This window comes from Bradyrhizobium sp. HKCCYLS3013 (assembly GCF_051167615.1).
Classification (GTDB): Bacteria; Pseudomonadota; Alphaproteobacteria; order Rhizobiales; family Xanthobacteraceae; genus Bradyrhizobium.
The window spans coordinates 25,915-41,489 of sequence record NZ_JBNPTK010000024.1 but is presented as its reverse complement, the minus strand read 5'-3'; the positions used below and the strand labels follow the sequence as shown (position 1 = coordinate 41,489).

Genomic DNA, 15,575 nt, shown 5'->3' with positions numbered 1-15,575 from the left:
TCCTTCTGAGGCGATCGGCTCGGGCAGACACCATGTTTGCCCGAGCGACTACGACGTCTCTGCGAGCTTCTTGATGGCCGCCTTGATCGAGCCCGCGGCATCTTCATAACCATCCCACGCCCTGGTCTTGGCCAGCAGCGCCGGTACGGTGCGGATGGTGTAGCGCTTGGGTTCGAGCCCGTTCTTCACCTGCGTCCAGGTCAGCGGCATGGACACGGTGGCGCCTTCGCGGGCGCGCGGCGACAGCACGGCGACCGCCGTCGACATCCGGTCGTTGCGCAGATAGTCGAGGAAGATCTTCCCCCCGCGCAGCTTCTTCGACATGTTGAGCAGGTATTGCTCCGGGCTGTCGTTCGCCATCCATTGGCACACACCCTGCGCAAACGCCTTCGCTTCGGGCCAGCTCACTCTGTCGCGCGCGCCGTGCAGCAACGGCGTCACCACGTGCAGACCCTTGCCGCCCGTGGTCTTGCAGAAGCTCTCGAGTCCGAGGCTCTTCAGGCGCTGGCGCATCTCCTTGGCGGCCGCGATCACCTCCCCGAAGGCGACGTTCGGCGCCGGGTCGAGATCGAACACCAGCCGGCCCGGAACGTCATAGGCGTCGGGTGCGCAATTCCATGGATGCAGCTCGACGGCGGCGACCTGGGCGACCGCGATCAATCCCTCGACACGGTCGATCTGCAGATACGGTTTGCGGTCGCCCGACACCTTGACCAGCTCGAGCAGGTCCGACATGCCCTGCATGCCGTGCCGCTGGAAGAATTTTTCGCCACCGATGCCATCAGGCGCACGTACGATCGAGCACGGCCGTCCCCTCAGATGATCGATCATCCAGTCGCCGACGGCTTCCAGATAGTTGGCGAGATCGAGCTTGGTGACGGGCTCGCCGTCGCCGGCGTCCGGCCACAGCGCCTTGTCGGGCTTGGAGATCGCAACGCCCATCACGGTCGCCGCGCCCTTCGTGCGTGACGGCGTCTTGTGCAGCGTGGTGCCGACGGTCGCGGCCGTGGCCGCCGCGCGCGCCACAGGTTTCGCCACCTTGGCCGCAGCCACGGGCTTTTCGGCAACGACCTCGCGGGCCGGCTTGTCCTGGCGCAGTCCCTTGAACGAGGCCTGCCTGACGTTGTTGTCCGCGGTCCAGCCGGCAAACTCGATCTCGGCGACCAGCTCCGGCTTCAGCCAATGCACCTCACGCGTCTTGCGCGGCGCGTTCTTGCCGCCGAACGGGCTCTCGTCGGAGGCCGCCGCCTTCAGCGCCGGCATGATCTCCTTCACCGTGTCCTGGCCGAAGCCGGTGCCAACGATCCCGACATAAGCGAGATGATCGTCCTTGTTGACGCCGACCATCAACGAGCGGAATTTGCCGTTGGTGGTCTTCCAGCCACCGATGACGACCTCGTGGCCGGGCCTGGTCTTGGCTTTGGTCCAGCTCTCCGTCCGTCCCGAATGATAGGCCGAGTCCAGCTTCTTGGAGACGATGCCCTCCAATGACAGCTTGCGCGCCGACTCCAGCACGGCCTCGCCGTCGCTCTCGAAGTGCTCGACATAGCGGATGCGCGGCGCCTTGCCCTTGATGTGCGCCTTCAGCAGCTTCGCCAGCCGCGCCTTGCGCTCGCGCAAAGGCTGGCGGCGCAGGTCGAACTCCTCCGCGAACATCAGGTCGAAGGCAAAGAAGATCAGCTCGTCGGTTTCGCCCGCCGAAATCGCCGCCTGCAGCGCCGAGAAATTCGGATTGCCGTCCTTGTCGAGCGCGACGATCTCGCCGTCGATGATCGCGTCCGGCAATTCAGCCGCTTCCTCGGCGATGGCACCGAACTTGGCCGTCCAGTCCAGGCCCTTGCGCGTCTTCAAAGTCGCCTTCCCGTCCTCCACCCTGATCTGCACGCGGTAGCCGTCGAACTTGATCTCATGCGCCCAGCCCTCACCGCTCGGCGGCTGGGCGACCGAAGTACAGAGCTCGGGCGGCACGAAGTCCGGCAGCGACGACACGGTTCGCGGTGCGACCGTCTTCGGAGCAGCGGCCGCTTTCGCGGCCTTGGACTTCGGCATCTTCTTGGGAGACGCCTTCTCTGGAGAGGCACTGCCGTCGCCGCGGTTGGAGTGCCACACCGCGTCGGCATTCATGCGCTGCGTCTTGGCGAGCATGAACGGCTTCGGCGCTTTGCCCTTGCCGGCCGCGATCTGCTCCATCGTGCGGCCCGAGGCGACCGACTTGTCCGCCTCCAGGATGTCGTTGGCCTCGCCTTCCCGGGCGAACTCGTCGCGGTGCTTGATCAGCAGCCAATTGGTGCGCTTGCCGCCCGTGCGATCATGACGCATCCGTACCAGCACCCAGCTGCCATGCAGCTTCTCGCCTTCAAGGGTGAACTTGAGGTCGCCCTTCTTGAAGCCGCGCTCCGGGTCCTCGCTGTCCCAATGGCCGCGATCCCACAGCATGACGGTGCCGCCGCCATACTCGCCTTCCGGGATCGTACCTTCGAAATCGCCATAGTCGAGCGGGTGGTCCTCGACCTCGACCGCGAGTCGCTTGTCGTGCGGATCGAGCGACGGCCCCTTGGTCACGGCCCACGACTTGAACACGCCGCCGAACTCCAGCCTGAGATCGTAGTGCAGCCGCGTCGCGTCGTGCTTCTGGATGACGAAGCGCGGCCGCGCCGCACGCGCGACCTTGGCGTCGCCGGACGGCTCTGCCGTCTTGTCGAAATCGCGCTTCTTGCGATAGGTGGAAAGCTTCCTGAGCGCCACGGTGATCCCTCGTGTTGAGTGGTAGCGTAGCAAAGCCGGCAGGGTCGTGGAACCGGCTCCGCCGCTGGCGCCGGCGCGGCTCGCATCCACCTGATAACACCGGGCAAAGTTCCGCGTTCCCGCGGCTGAGGAAAGCCCGGATGTTGCGATGGTCCACCCTCTGCCGATGAGAGGGCGCAGGGAAGGCCGGGAGCTCGCCGCCCCCATGGCCCGCCTGCGAAAGAAATGCAGGCGGCAGGTACCACAGGTGCAGCCGAGTCATCCCGGCCCTCCCTGCGCGACGGTTTTAACAGCTGCTTCGCGTTCTCCCCGGTGCGCCGGGCTTGTTGGCCACCGTCATCCGCGCGATGCACAAAGCATCCTCGCAAACTTGACCTCAGCGTCGGGAGGCCAGGACCGCGCGACTTGACCGTGCGTGCCAGATCGTTCGTCGGCGCAACGTCAATCACGCTGCAACCCGACACGCCCATCGCATTCCGCTGCCGACGTCCGTGACGACCGCGATACGTCCCCTCCGACGCAACGGAATGGGTCGGACCATAATGCTGATTTTACGAAGTCGTCAAGCGAATTAATTTTTCCCGAAGCGACCCTCGGCGGGGCCCATGGAACCCACACCGATGCTTGCCCGTTGCAGCCTCGTCCGGATTGTCCAAGGAGACCACGATGGCCCCCCGCGCCTACTGGAAAGGCTCGCTCAAACTCTCGCTCGTCAGTTGCCCCGTCGTCCTCTATCCGGCGTCGACCTCGGTCGAGAAGACGCGCTTCCATCTGATCAACCGCGAGACCGGCAACCGGCTCAAGCAGCAGATGGTCGACTCTGAGACCGGCGACATCGTCGAAGGCGAGCAAAAGGGCCGCGGCTACGAGCTCTCCAAGGGGCAGTATGTCGAGATCGAGCCGGAGGAGCTGGAGGCGGTCCAGATCGAGAGTAACCATACGATCGATATCGACAGCTTCGTGCCGCGCGAGGAGATCGACCAGCGCTATCTCAACCATCCCTATTACATCGCTCCCGACGGCAAGGCGGCGGTCGACGCCTTCGCGGTCATTCGCGACGCGATGAAGGAGCAGGATCGCGTCGCGCTGGCGCGGATCGTGCTGACCAACCGCGAGCACGTCATCGCCATCGAGCCGATGGGCAAGGGCATGCTCGGCACCACGCTGCGCTTTCCCTACGAGCTGCGCGACGAGGCCGAGTTCTTCGACGACATCAAGTCGCCCCGGATCACCAAGGACATGGTCGAGCTCGCCGGCCACATCCTGCAGACCAAGGCGGCGCATTTCGATCCCTCGGAGTTCAAGGACCAGTACGAGACCGCGCTGAAGGCGCTGGTGAAGCGCAAGGCCTCGGGCAAGCCGATCAAGCTGCCGGAGCCGGCGGAGCGGCCCGACAACGTCGTCAGCCTGATGGACGCGCTGAAACAGAGCCTGGGCAAGGGCGGAAAAAAGACAGCGCGTGCGGCGTCACGGCGGACGAGCGCGCATCGACGCCCCGCGAAGAAGGCGCATCGGTCGGCGGCGCGGCAGAGGAAGGCGGGGTGAAGGCCAGCAGCTGCCTGCGTGGCGCAAGCGGCCTCCACACCACCGCCCCGTCGTCCCGGCGAACGCCGGGACCCATACTCTGCGGCGGGTATTGTAAGACAAGACTCGTCCAACATCCCGCGCAATAACATCTCCCTGGGGTTATGGGTCCCGGCGTTCGCCGGGACGACAGCGGAGAATTTTGCGACGGCTGCGGGTCATGGCGTGCGCGATGATCGTAGCCCGAATGATCGCCTCGTCAGCTCTTCTTCTTCGACTTCTTCTTCGTCGTTTTCTTGGTAGTCTTCTTCGTGCTTTTCTTGCTCGCCTTCTTGGCGGACTTCTTCGCCGATGACTTGGCGCTCTTCTTCGGCGGCACCTTCTTGCCTTCGCGGCGCGCCTCCGACAGACCGATCGCGATCGCCTGCTTGCGGCTCTTGACCTTGCGGCCCGAGCCGCCGCTCTTCAACGTTCCTGCCTTGCGCTTCTTCATCGCGCGCTCGACGTCCTTGGACGCGCCCTTGGAATATTTGCGTGTTTTGCGTGCCATCAACATGGTCTCCCTGTGATATCTCAGAAATCACGAGGGTGAGCGATGGTTCCGCTTTGAGGGACTGGCTCACATGAAGAAGCGCTAATCCGGCGCACGCAAGCGATAGCCGATGCCGGTCTCGGTCAACACGAATTGCGGGCGCTCGGGATCGGTCTCGATCTTCTGCCGGAGCTGGCGGACATAGACGCGCAGATATTGCGCGTCGGTCAATTCGTCCCACAGCTCCTTGAGCAGGAAGCGATGCGTCAGCACCTTGCCGGCGTGCTGCACGAGCACGCGCAGCAGATCGTACTCCTTCGGCGACAGCTTGACCTCGCGCTCGCCGACCTTGACGATGCGGCGGACGAGATCGACCGAGAGGTCGCCGGTGCGAAACACCGGCCGCTCTCCCTGCACCTGCAGCTGGTGCCGCAGCGCCGCGCGCAGGCGCGCCAGCAATTCATCCATGCCGAACGGCTTGGTGATGTAGTCGTCGGCGCCGAGATCGAGCGCCTGGACCTTGCCCGCCTCGTCGCCGCGGCTGGACAGCACCACGACCGGCACGGCCTCGTTGCGGCCACGGATGGTTCGCAGCAGCTCGAGTCCGTCGATGTCGGGGAGGCCAAGGTCGAGAATGATCAGCGCCGGCTCCTGGCTCAGCAGCTCCAGCGCGTTCCTGCCGTTGGAGGCCTCGAGAATCTCGTAGCCCTGCGTGGTCAGGCCCATCCGCAGCAGCTTGCGGATCGGCGGCTCGTCGTCGATCACGAGCACCTTGATCGGAGCGCCGGTCATGCGGCCGTATCCAGCGGTCTGGCCTGCGCCGGCACCGGCAGGCGGATGGTGAGGACCGCACCGCGCCGATCGGTGCGGTTGCCGGCGAAGATGCGGCCATGCATCGCCTCGATGAAGCCACGCGAGATCGCAAGCCCAAGTCCGGTGCCGGGCCGCACCTGGTCGCCCTTCTGCACGCGATAGAACTTGTCGAACACGTGCTCGACCTCCGCGGCGGGAATGCCGTCGCCTTCGTCACGGATCTCGAGCACGATCCAGTTGCTGTCGCGGGCCGCACGGATCGCAATCGAGGTCTCGGGAGGCGCATATTTGGCGGCGTTGTCGAGCAGATTGAACAGCACCTGCTCGAACAGCACCGCGTCGACCTCGACCATCGGCAGATCGGGCGCCAGTACCAGCGAGACATGATGACCGGCGAGGATCTTGCCGGCACGCCGCAGCGCGCTGCCGACGATCTCGCCGACGTCATGGAGGGCGGCGTTCGGCACGATCGCGCCGGATTCCAGCTTGGTCATGTCCAGGAGGTTGGCGATGAATCGATTCAGCCGTTCGGATTCGTCGATCACGGTGGCGAGCAGGTCGAGCTTCTCCTTGTCGGACAGCCTGGCCGCGAGATCGCGCATCGTCGAGGCCGCGCCGAGCACCGAGGCGAGCGGCGTCTTCAGATCGTGCGAGATCGAGGTAAGCAGCGCCGAACGCAGCCGGTCCTGCTCCATGGTGCGCTTGACCTTGTCCATGTCCTCGACCAGCAGAACGCGCTCGATCGCCAGGGCGCCCTGGTCGACCAGGGCGTCGAGCAGCCGGCGCTGGTCGGGGGTCAGCAGCGGCCCGGTGCGGTCGTCGTCGATGCCGATGACGCCGATCAGGCCGCGGCCGGTGCGCATCGGCAGGAACAGCCGCTTGGCTCCCGGCAGCGTGTCGGAGCCGCGGCCGGCGGCGCGGTCGTTGCTCCAGGCCCAGCTCGCGGCGGCGAGGTCGGCGTCGTCGAGCTGATCCTCCGGCGGGTAGCCGGTCATGACCGTGAGCTTGCCGTCCTGCGGCAACAGCAGCACGACCCGCACCTTCAGCATCAACGCCGCCTGATAGGCCGTGGCCCACAGCACGTCATCGAGGGTCGCGGTGCCCGCAAGCTTGCGGCTGAAGGCATAGAGCTGCTCGGTGGTCCGGACGCGGTGGGTGGCGGCGTCAGCCTGAACGCGAACGCGCGCGGCGACGTTGGACACCAGGATCGCGATCAGCATGAAGAAGAAGAACGCGCCGATGTTGGTCGGATCGGTGATCGTGAACGTATACAGCGGCGGGAGGAAGAAGAAGTTGTAGCAGAGCGAGGCGGCGAGGCTCGCCAGCAGCGACGGTCCCAGGCCGTAGCGTGCGGCGACGCCGACCACCGCCGTGAGGAACACGAGATCGACGTTCTCGATGCCGAAGACGGGCTGGATCAGCTCGGCGAGGCCAAGGCCGACAGCAGTGATCAGCAGCGCCATCACATAGGGCTTCGGCTGCAGCGGCTCGCTGCGCGGCCGCGTCTGCACCGAGCTGCCCGCGGTGTCGGGCGCCTCCTCGCCGGCGATGACGTGGATGCTGATGTTGCCGGCGCGCCTGACCAGGTCATGCACCACCGAGCCCCTGATGATCTCGAACAGGCGCGAGCGGCTCGACTTGCCGATGATGATCTGGGTGACGTTGTTGGCCTGCGCGAAGCCGATGAGGTCATCGGCGATACGCCGGCCGACGCCCGGAATCGTCAGCGCCTCGCCGCCGAGGGTCTCGGCCAACCGCAGCGTATCGGCGAGCCGGTCGCGCTGCCTGTCACTGAGCTGCAGATTGCGCCGGGTCTCGATGGTCACGGCGGTCCACGGCGCATGGACACGGTCGGCGAGCCGCTTGGTGTAGCGCACCAGCCCTGTCGCCCGCGGATCCTCCGACACGCAGACGAGGATCCGCTCGCCGGCCGCCCAGGGCCCCGCGATGGCGTTGGCCTGCATGTGGGTGAGCAGTTGCTCGTCGACGCGCTCGGCCGTCCGACGCAGCGCGAGTTCGCGCAGCGCGGTCAGGTTGCCGGGCGAGAAATAATGCTCCAGCGCGCGCTCCGCCTGCTTGGGCACATAGACCTTGCCCTCCTTCAGTCGCTGGATCAGGTCGTCGGGCGTAAGGTCGATCAGCTCGATGGCGTCGGCGCGGTCGAGGATCGAATCCGGCACGGTCTCGCGCACGCGCACATGGGTGATCTGGGCGACGACGTCGTTGAGGCTCTCGATGTGCTGGACGTTGACCGCCGTGTAGACGTCGATGCCGTGCGACAGCAGCTCCTCGACGTCGAGATAGCGCTTGGGGTGGCGGCTGCCGACAGCATTGGTGTGCGCGAGCTCGTCGACGATGGCGAGCTTGGGACGGCGCGCAATCACGGCATCCAGATCCATCTCTTCGACGATCTGGTCCTTGTAGGAAATACGTTTGCGAGGGACGACCTCCAGGCCGCGGACCAGCGCCTCGGTCTCGGCGCGGCCATGCGTCTCGACGAAGCCGATGACGACATCGACGCCGGCCTTCAGCTTGGCATGCGCGCTCGACAGCATTTCATAGGTCTTGCCGACGCCGGGGGCGGCGCCGACGAAGATCTTGAGCTTGCCGGCAGGACTGTCCTCCCGCCGGGCCGCTTCGAGCAGGGCTTCCGGCGAGGGACGTTGGTCAGGATCGCGGCGTTGACTGGCCATGCGGCATTATAGACGGAGGAGCTTCGGCGCCAAGGCCGGGACCTCTAAGGCCTCACTACGGCTTGGCAGCGTCGAGCGCCAGATTGAGCGCAAGCACGTTAACGCGGGGTTCGCCGAGCAGTCCGAGCAGACGGCCCTTAGTCTGCTGGGCGATCAGGCCCTGAACGCTGGCCTCCGGCAAGCCGCGCGCCTTGGCCACCCGCGGCACCTGGAACAGCGCCGCCTCCGGCGAGATGTCCGGATCGAGCCCGCTCGCCGAGGTCGTCACCAGATCGACCGGCACGGCCTGCCCAGGATTCTCCGCCTTCAGCCTGTCAACATCCTCCTTGACCCGGTCGGCCAGCGCCTTGCTGGTCGGGCCGAGATTGGAGCCGGAGGAGTTGGCGGCGTTATAGGGCGCCGGCACCGTCTTGGTCGCATCGTTCGGATCGGCGGCCGAGGTCGCCGACGGACGGCCGTGGAAATATTTGTCGTCCTTGAACTCCTGCCCGATCAGCGCCGAGCCGATCACCTGGCCGTTGCGCGTGATCAGACTGCCTTCGGCCTGCGCCGGGAAGATGGTGCCGGCGACGACGGTCATGGCGAGCGGATACAGCAGCCCGGTGATCAAGGTCAGCGCGAGCAGGACCAGGATGGCGGGACGGATTTCTTTGAGCATGGGAGATCTCCTGTGTCGCGGCGTCATTGCGAGGAGCGAAGCGACGAAGCAATCCAGGGCTGTGTACGAGACTCTGGATTGCGTCGCTTCGCTCGCAATCACGCCGGTGGTGGTTCAAGCCAGGTGCAAGGCGGTCACGATCAGGTCGATTGCCTTGATGCCGATGAAGGGGATGATGATGCCGCCCAGGCCATAGATCATCAGGTTGCGGCCGAGCAGCGCGCCGGCGCCGATGGCGCGGTAGGCGACGCCCTTCAGCGCCAGCGGGATCAGCGCGATGATGACGAGCGCGTTGAAGATGATCGCCGACAGGATCGCGCTCTGCGGGCTCGCGAGGTTCATGACGTTCAGCACGTTGAGCTGCGGGTAGAACGCCAGGAACATCGCCGGGATGATCGCGAAATATTTGGCGACGTCGTTGGCGATCGAGAACGTCGTCAGCGCGCCGCGCGTCATCAAGAGCTGCTTGCCGATCTCCACCACCTCGATCAGCTTGGTCGGGTTGGAATCGAGATCGACCATGTTGCCGGCCTCGCGCGCGGCCTGCGTGCCGGTGTTCATGGCGACGCCGACATCGGCTTGCGCCAGCGCCGGCGCGTCGTTGGTGCCGTCGCCGCACATGGCGACCAGCTTGCCCTTGGCCTGCTCGTCTCGGATCAGCTTGAGCTTGTCCTCGGGGGTTGCCTGCGCCAGGAAATCGTCGACGCCGGCTTCGGCGGCGATCGCCGCCGCGGTCATCGGGTTGTCGCCGGTGATCATGATGGTGCGGATGCCCATCCGGCGCAGCTCGGCGAAACGCTCGCGGATGCCGCCCTTGACGATATCCTTGAGCTGGATGACGCCGAGCAGGCGCCCGTCCCTGGCGACCGCGAGCGGCGTGCCGCCGGATTTGGCGATGTCGTCGGAGATTGCACGGATCTCGCGGACAAGCTCGCTCTCGACCGGCTGGACCGCGCGCGCCGTGTTGCCGGAGACGGGCTGGGTCGGGCCGCCGCCGCCGATGGAGTTGAGGATGGCGTCGACCGCGCCCTTGCGCACCGAGGAACCGCCGGCATCGACGCCGCTCATGCGGGTCTGCGCCGTGAACGGCACGAAGGTGGCGCCGAGCTCGGCCATGTCGCGGCCGCGGATACCGTATTTGTCCTTCGCGAGCACCACGATGGAGCGGCCCTCCGGGGTCTCGTCGGCGAGCGAGGCGAGCTGCGCCGCGTCGGCCAGCTCCTGCTCGCTGACGCCCCGGACGGGACGGAACGCAGTCGCCTGCCGATTGCCGAGCGTGATGGTGCCGGTCTTGTCGAGCAGCAGCGTATCGACGTCGCCGGCGGCCTCGACCGCGCGGCCGGACATCGCCAGCACGTTGAAGCGCACCAGGCGGTCCATGCCGGCGATGCCGATCGCCGACAGCAGCGCGCCGATCGTGGTCGGGATCAAGGTCACGAACAGCGCCACCAGCACCACCACCGAAATCGAGCCGCCGGCATAGGCCGCATAGCTCGGGATCGTCACCGTCGCGAACACGAAGATGATGGTGAGGCCGGCGAGCAGGATGTTGAGCGCGATCTCGTTCGGCGTCTTCTGCCGCTCGGCGCCCTCGACCAGCTTGATCATGCGGTCGATGAAGGTCGAGCCCTGGGCCGCGGTGATCCTGACGCGGATCCAGTCCGACAGCACCTGCGTGCCGCCGGTTACCGCCGAGCGGTCGCCGCCGGATTCGCGGATGACGGGGGCCGACTCGCCGGTGATCGCAGCCTCGTTGACCGAGGCGACGCCCTCGATCACCTCGCCGTCGGAAGGGATCGTGTCGCCGGCCTCGACCAGCACGAGGTCGCCGACCTTCAGGCTGGTTCCGGGCACGAGCTTGTAGGTGTGGTCGGCCGGGTTCGTGCCCGTCAGCAGCTTGGCCTGGCTCTCGGTGCGTGTCTTGCGCAGCGAATCCGCCTGCGCCTTGCCGCGGCCTTCGGCGACGGCTTCGGCGAAATTGGCGAACAGCACGGTGAACCACAGCCAGAGAATGATCTGGAAGGTGAAGCCGAGATTCGCGCCGCCGGTCACGACGTCGCGCAGGACAATCACCGTGGTGAGCGCGGCGACCACCTCGACCACGAACATCACGGGGTTCCTGATCATCAGCCGCGGGTCGAGCTTGACGACCGCGGCCTTGATGGCCGGCAGCACGATCTTCGGGTCGAGCATCGTCGACATCGACGAGCGCTTCTGCAGTTTCAGGGTGTCCATGGAGGTTGCTCCGAAATCAGAACACGGTGCCGGCGGCCATCGCGAGATGCTCGACGATCGGACCGAGGGCGAGAGCCGGGAAGAAGGTGAGGCCGCCGATGATCAGGATGACGCCGACGACGAGGCCGACGAACAGGCCGCCGGTGGTCGGGAACGTGCCGGCCGAGGGCGGGATCGACTTCTTCTGCGCGAGCGAGCCCGCGATCGCCATCGCCGGGATGATCATGAAGAAGCGGCCGACGAACATCGAGGAGGCCAGCGTCAGGTTGTAGAAGAAGGTGTTGCCGGTGAGGCCCGCGAAGGCCGAGCCATTGTTGGCCGTCGCCGAGGTGTAGGCGTAGAGCACCTCGGTGAAGCCGTGCGGTCCGGCATTGGCCATCGAGGCGACGGCCGGTGGCAGCACCACCGCGACCGCGGTCCAGCCAAGATACATCAAGGGCAGCACCAGGATTGCCAGCATCGCCATCTTGACCTCGCGGGCCTCGATCTTCTTGCCGACATATTCCGGCGTACGCCCGACCATCAGGCCGGCAACGAAGATCGCGAGCACGACGAACAGCAGCATGCCGTAGAGGCCGGCGCCGACGCCGCCGACGATGATCTCGCCGAGTTGCATGTTGATCAGCGGGATCATGCCGCCGAGCGCGGTGAAGCTGTCGTGCATGGCATTGACCGCGCCGCAGGAGGCGGCCGTGGTGATGACGGCGAACAGCGACGACGCGACGACGCCGAAGCGGACCTCCTTGCCCTCCATGTTGCCGCCGGTCAGTCCCAGCGCGTTCAGCGTGGTCGTACCGTTGGCCTCGGCCCAGTAGGTGATGGCGACGCCGGCGATGAACAGCACGCCCATCACGGCGAGGAGCGCCCAGCCCTGGCGCTGATTGCCGACCATGCGGCCGAACACGTTGGTCAGGGCAGCACCGAGCGCGAAGATCGAGAGCATCTGGATGAAGTTCGACAGCGCGGTCGGGTTCTCGAACGGATGCGCGGCATTGGCATTGAAGAAGCCGCCGCCATTGGTGCCGAGCATCTTGATCGCGACCTGCGAGGCGACCGGGCCGACCGCGATAGTCTGCTTGGCGCCTTCCAGGGTCGTCGCCTCGACATAGGGCCCGAGCGTCTGCGGGATGCCCTGCCAGACCAGGAACAGCGTGTAGACGATGCACAGCGGCAGCAGCACATAGAGCGTGCAGCGTGTGATATCCACCCAGAAATTGCCGACCGTCCGCGCCGAGGCGCGCGAAAAGCCGCGGATCAGCGCGATCGCAAGCACGATGCCGGTCGCGGCCGACAGGAAGTTCTGGTGCGTGAGCCCGAGCATCTGCACGAGATAGGAGAGCGTGCTCTCGCCCCCGTAGTTCTGCCAGTTGGTGTTGGTCAGGAAGCTGATCGCGGTGTTGAAGGAGAGATCCTCGGCGACCGCGGACTGTCCGGCGGGATTGAACGGCAGCACGGCCTGCAGCCGCATCACGCCGTAGATGATCAGGAAGCCGCCGACATGGAACAGCAGCATCGCGACCGTGTAGGTCAGCCAATGCTGCTCGCGGCGCTCGTCGACGCCGCCGATCCAGTAGATCGCGGCCTCCACGGGCCGCAGCACCGGCGACAGCAAGGTCCGCTCGCCATTGAAGACGCGCGTCATGTACCAGCCGAGCGGCTTGGCGAGCGCGACGATGACGGCGCAGTAGAGCAGGATCTGGATCCAGCCGATCACGGTCATGGGGTTGTGTCCTTGAAGATGCGGCGGTGGCGGTCAGAACCGCTCGGGCCGCAGCAGCGCGTAGGTGAGGTAGATCAGAAGGCCGAGCGACACCGCGCCGGCGAGCGAATAGTCGAAGATCATGGCTCGTCTCCTAGAGCCGCTCGCAGGCGTAGGTGTAGCCGATCGCCAGGGCGAATAAGCCGGCGGCCAGCGCCAGCATCAGGATGTCCAGCATGGTGTGCTCCTCATGCGCGCGAGGCGCGCAACGCGTAGGGTCTGCGCCCCGCGGTCCGTTGCATCGGCACAGATGGCATTCGGAACCATAGGTTTTCGAGACCGCGCCGCCGGCAAAGTTATAGGAATCTCATAAAGATCGCAGCATTCCGCGGCCGAAGCCGGCCGACGATGAGCGCCGCTGCATAGGGAGCGCCCACGGTGGCGCCGCACGCTTATGCGCCGCTTATTTCTTCCTGGCCTCGCCCGTCTCGCATTCCTACGGCCGCTGCCGCCAGATTGTTGGCACGGCCCGGTGCGGGCCGTCGCTCAATCACGACGGAGCATCATCATGCCGGTCACGACACCCCGAGATTTCGCCGAGCCACGGCAGGCCGCGCAGGAAACAGCCGCGCTGCTGACCGACCTTCTCGACGAGGACGATGGCGTCTCGCCGCTGTCGGCGCGCGGACGGCGCCGGATCCGGATCGGCCGGATGATGCAGGCGGAGGCCCGGATCGATGCCGCGCTGGAGCTGATCGCGCTGCAATTGCCGCGATGGTCGCTCCGCCGCCTCGCCTATGATGACGGCGAATGGCACTGCGCGCTCTCACAACGACGCGAGTTGCCGGACTGGCTCGACCATTGCGCCGAGGCCAGACACACCGATCTCGCCCTCGCCATTCTCCACGCAGCCGCCGAGGCGCGTCGCCTCGAGCCGACGCTGCCCGTCTCCGGAGAACGCTCCGCCGAGCCCGTGCTCGCAACCCTGCTCTGCTGCGACAATTTCTGAGAGGACGAGAGCGCGGCGATGATCCTCCCGGCCGGCGAGCCCGTGGAGCTGTCCCCGGCCAGAGTATTGCTTCGCTTCGGGCTGCGAACCGCGATCCTCGTTCTGTTCGCGACGTTCGGCAGCATCGGCTTCGGGCGCAGCCTCGCTGCCCTGCTCTGGATGACCGTCATCCTATGTGCCGTGCTCGCCACGCTGCGCCGTGAGCGCGTCTTCAACGCAAGCCTCAATCATTGGGACGAGATGGTCGGCTATCTCTCGCTCTACTGCGGCGTCATGGCACTCAACCAGCTCTCGGAATCCTGACCGGCGCGTGCCTACGCGGCGCCTATGACGTCGACCGCTCCGCCGCCTCGAATTCCTATCCGTACACCGCGATATTCGATGAACCAACGCAACGTCATCTCACGAGATGCGCGCTTGAACCAGAAGGACCACGTCCATGAAGCTCGTCGAACCTCCGTCGTGTCACAAGCCTGCTGCCGCCCTCGTCCTCATCGGTCGGAATAGCTGCGGCCAATGGGTTGCCCAGGAGCAGAACGGCCTCTATGGCGGCCTGTTCGTCAGCCGCGCCGAAGCGATGAAATATGCACTGTTCGAGAATGGCCATCATCCGGAGACGATCGTCGAGCTGTCGCGCACGATCGAGCTCGACACCAACGGACGCTTCGCGCCCGTCGGACTGTTGTTTGGCAGCAGCCGGCGGCCGATCGCATGAGTGCCGCCCCGACGCCGCCGCGTGGACCTGCCGCACGATGGCTGACCGGCACGATCGCAGACATTCCGACGCCGTTCGATGCGACCGGCGCAGTCGACATCGCCGCACTCGCCCGATTGTGCGAGCGGCAGATCGAAGCCGGCGCCAGTGCGATCCTGGTCTGCGAGACCGCGGGTGAAGCGTCCACGCTGACGGCAGCGGAGCGCGAAGCGGTCATTCGCGCGGCTGTGACCGCGGCCTGCAATCGGGTTCGCGTCATTGCCGGCGCGGGCTCCAACGCGACGCTCCAGGCCGTGCAAAACACCCGGCAGGCGGCTGCCGCGGGCGCCGATGCGATCATGTCGGTGGTCCCCTACTACAACCGGCCTACGGCAGAGGGCATCTACGCGCACTTCCGCGCGGTCGGAGACTCAACCACACTGCCGGTCATCCTGCATGATTGCCCCTCGCGCACGGGGCGCGCGCTGCCGGACGAGACGCTGATCCGCCTGTCGCGATGGGCGCAATTCGTCGGCTTGCGCGACAGCACCGGTGATACCGCGCGCGCCGTTCATCTGCGATCACTGACGCCACCCGGCTTTCGCCTGTTGTCGGGCGACGATATGGCGGCGGTGCCGTTCGCGGCCGCTGGTGGCGATGGCTGCTTCTCGCTGGCGGCCAACGTCGCGCCGGAGCTCTGCAACGTGCTGTTCGCCACCTGCCAGCGCGCGCGCTGGCGCGCGGCACGACGGCTGCACGGCAGGTTGCTGCCGCTGATCGAGGCGTTCAATCGCGATGCGCCGGCGGCATTGAAATATGCCCTGAGCCTGCAGGGCCTTATTGCGGCCGGTGTGCGCTTGCCGTTGACCGAGCTTGACGGGGCGGCGAAGACAATGATCGGACAAGCGATGGCGCGGCTGAGCGCCTCGTCTGCCGCGACGTCTCCGAAGCACGCAGCACAGCTTTGAGAGGG

General features: G+C 66.2%; 13 protein-coding genes. 5 read left to right on the top strand and 8 right to left on the bottom strand.

Going from position 1 to position 15,575, the window contains the following annotated elements:
- Nucleotides 1-48: 48 nt before the first annotated feature.
- Nucleotides 49-2,745, bottom strand: coding sequence for a DNA ligase D (gene ligD / locus ACQR1F_RS29820; RefSeq protein WP_434914377.1), 2,697 nt, complete (start codon nt 2,743-2,745; stop codon nt 49-51).
- Between the two features lie 666 nt (nt 2,746-3,411).
- Between ligD and ACQR1F_RS29815 the strand changes: the two genes are divergently transcribed.
- On the top strand, nt 3,412-4,290 hold the full coding sequence (locus ACQR1F_RS29815) for a Ku protein (protein ID WP_316177720.1): 879 nt from the start codon (nt 3,412-3,414) through the stop codon (nt 4,288-4,290).
- 238 nt (nt 4,291-4,528) lie between these two features.
- Here the strand turns inward: ACQR1F_RS29815 and ACQR1F_RS29810 are convergent, their stop codons facing one another.
- From ACQR1F_RS29810 to ACQR1F_RS29780, 7 genes are all read right to left on the bottom strand, one after another.
- Nucleotides 4,529-4,819: a DUF6496 domain-containing protein gene (locus ACQR1F_RS29810; RefSeq protein WP_315805422.1), complete on the bottom strand. Its 291-nt coding sequence runs from the start codon at nt 4,817-4,819 to the stop codon at nt 4,529-4,531.
- 84 nt (nt 4,820-4,903) lie between these two features.
- The gene (locus ACQR1F_RS29805) at nt 4,904-5,593 is read right to left on the bottom strand and encodes a response regulator (protein WP_434894747.1); all 690 of its coding nucleotides are present in this window, start codon (nt 5,591-5,593) and stop codon (nt 4,904-4,906) included.
- Nucleotides 5,590-8,307 carry a sensor histidine kinase KdpD gene (locus ACQR1F_RS29800; protein WP_315805420.1) on the bottom strand — a complete coding sequence of 906 codons (2,718 nt, stop codon included), beginning with the start codon at nt 8,305-8,307 and terminating at the stop codon, nt 5,590-5,592. Before ACQR1F_RS29800 ends, ACQR1F_RS29805 begins: the two co-directional genes overlap by 4 nt.
- 55 nt (nt 8,308-8,362) lie before the next feature.
- The gene (locus tag ACQR1F_RS29795; RefSeq protein WP_315805419.1) at nt 8,363-8,965 is read right to left on the bottom strand and encodes a K(+)-transporting ATPase subunit C; all 603 of its coding nucleotides are present in this window, start codon (nt 8,963-8,965) and stop codon (nt 8,363-8,365) included.
- Nucleotides 8,966-9,079: 114 nt separating this feature from the next.
- Nucleotides 9,080-11,200 (bottom strand): potassium-transporting ATPase subunit KdpB, encoded by a 2,121-nt coding sequence (gene kdpB, locus ACQR1F_RS29790; RefSeq protein ID WP_434892860.1) that lies wholly within the window; start codon nt 11,198-11,200, stop codon nt 9,080-9,082.
- A 16-nt stretch (nt 11,201-11,216) separates the two neighbouring features.
- On the bottom strand, nt 11,217-12,920 hold the full coding sequence (kdpA, locus tag ACQR1F_RS29785) for a potassium-transporting ATPase subunit KdpA (RefSeq protein ID WP_434892859.1): 1,704 nt from the start codon (nt 12,918-12,920) through the stop codon (nt 11,217-11,219).
- 33 nt (nt 12,921-12,953) lie between these two features.
- Nucleotides 12,954-13,043, bottom strand: coding sequence for a K(+)-transporting ATPase subunit F (locus ACQR1F_RS29780; protein ID WP_042340291.1), 90 nt, complete (start codon nt 13,041-13,043; stop codon nt 12,954-12,956).
- Between the two features lie 424 nt (nt 13,044-13,467).
- On the opposite strand from ACQR1F_RS29780, the gene ACQR1F_RS29775 reads away from it, so the two are divergent.
- The 4 genes from ACQR1F_RS29775 to dapA all read left to right on the top strand — a co-directional run bounded on the left by ACQR1F_RS29775 (nt 13,468) and on the right by dapA (nt 15,570).
- Nucleotides 13,468-13,908, top strand: coding sequence for a hypothetical protein (locus ACQR1F_RS29775; protein ID WP_434892858.1), 441 nt, complete (start codon nt 13,468-13,470; stop codon nt 13,906-13,908).
- An 18-nt stretch (nt 13,909-13,926) separates the two neighbouring features.
- Nucleotides 13,927-14,211 (top strand): hypothetical protein, encoded by a 285-nt coding sequence (locus tag ACQR1F_RS29770; RefSeq protein WP_316177710.1) that lies wholly within the window; start codon nt 13,927-13,929, stop codon nt 14,209-14,211.
- A 136-nt stretch (nt 14,212-14,347) separates the two neighbouring features.
- Nucleotides 14,348-14,623 (top strand): hypothetical protein, encoded by a 276-nt coding sequence (locus tag ACQR1F_RS29765; RefSeq protein ID WP_316177708.1) that lies wholly within the window; start codon nt 14,348-14,350, stop codon nt 14,621-14,623.
- The gene (gene dapA, locus ACQR1F_RS29760) at nt 14,620-15,570 is read left to right on the top strand and encodes a 4-hydroxy-tetrahydrodipicolinate synthase (protein ID WP_434845536.1); all 951 of its coding nucleotides are present in this window, start codon (nt 14,620-14,622) and stop codon (nt 15,568-15,570) included. The genes ACQR1F_RS29765 and dapA overlap by 4 nt, the downstream gene beginning before the upstream one ends.
- Nucleotides 15,571-15,575 lie beyond the last annotated feature (5 nt).

What these genes read in the sequence shown, in the direction of transcription:
- ACQR1F_RS29775 (WP_434892858.1), top strand. Translation starts at nt 13,468, where the DNA reads ATGCCGGTCACGACACCCCGAGATTTCGCCGAGCCACGGCAGGCCGCG.
- ACQR1F_RS29770 (WP_316177710.1), top strand. Translation starts at nt 13,927, where the DNA reads ATGATCCTCCCGGCCGGCGAGCCCGTGGAGCTGTCCCCGGCCAGAGTA.
- kdpA (WP_434892859.1), bottom strand. Translation starts at nt 12,920, where the DNA reads ATGACCGTGATCGGCTGGATCCAGATCCTGCTCTACTGCGCCGTCATC.
- ACQR1F_RS29780 (WP_042340291.1), bottom strand. Translation starts at nt 13,043, where the DNA reads ATGATCTTCGACTATTCGCTCGCCGGCGCGGTGTCGCTCGGCCTTCTG.
- ACQR1F_RS29810 (WP_315805422.1), bottom strand. Translation starts at nt 4,819, where the DNA reads ATGGCACGCAAAACACGCAAATATTCCAAGGGCGCGTCCAAGGACGTC.
- dapA (WP_434845536.1), top strand. Translation starts at nt 14,620, where the DNA reads ATGAGTGCCGCCCCGACGCCGCCGCGTGGACCTGCCGCACGATGGCTG.
- ACQR1F_RS29765 (WP_316177708.1), top strand. Translation starts at nt 14,348, where the DNA reads ATGAAGCTCGTCGAACCTCCGTCGTGTCACAAGCCTGCTGCCGCCCTC.
- ACQR1F_RS29795 (WP_315805419.1), bottom strand. Translation starts at nt 8,965, where the DNA reads ATGCTCAAAGAAATCCGTCCCGCCATCCTGGTCCTGCTCGCGCTGACC.
- kdpB (WP_434892860.1), bottom strand. Translation starts at nt 11,200, where the DNA reads ATGGACACCCTGAAACTGCAGAAGCGCTCGTCGATGTCGACGATGCTC.
- ACQR1F_RS29815 (WP_316177720.1), top strand. Translation starts at nt 3,412, where the DNA reads ATGGCCCCCCGCGCCTACTGGAAAGGCTCGCTCAAACTCTCGCTCGTC.
- ACQR1F_RS29800 (WP_315805420.1), bottom strand. Translation starts at nt 8,307, where the DNA reads ATGGCCAGTCAACGCCGCGATCCTGACCAACGTCCCTCGCCGGAAGCC.
- ACQR1F_RS29805 (WP_434894747.1), bottom strand. Translation starts at nt 5,593, where the DNA reads ATGACCGGCGCTCCGATCAAGGTGCTCGTGATCGACGACGAGCCGCCG.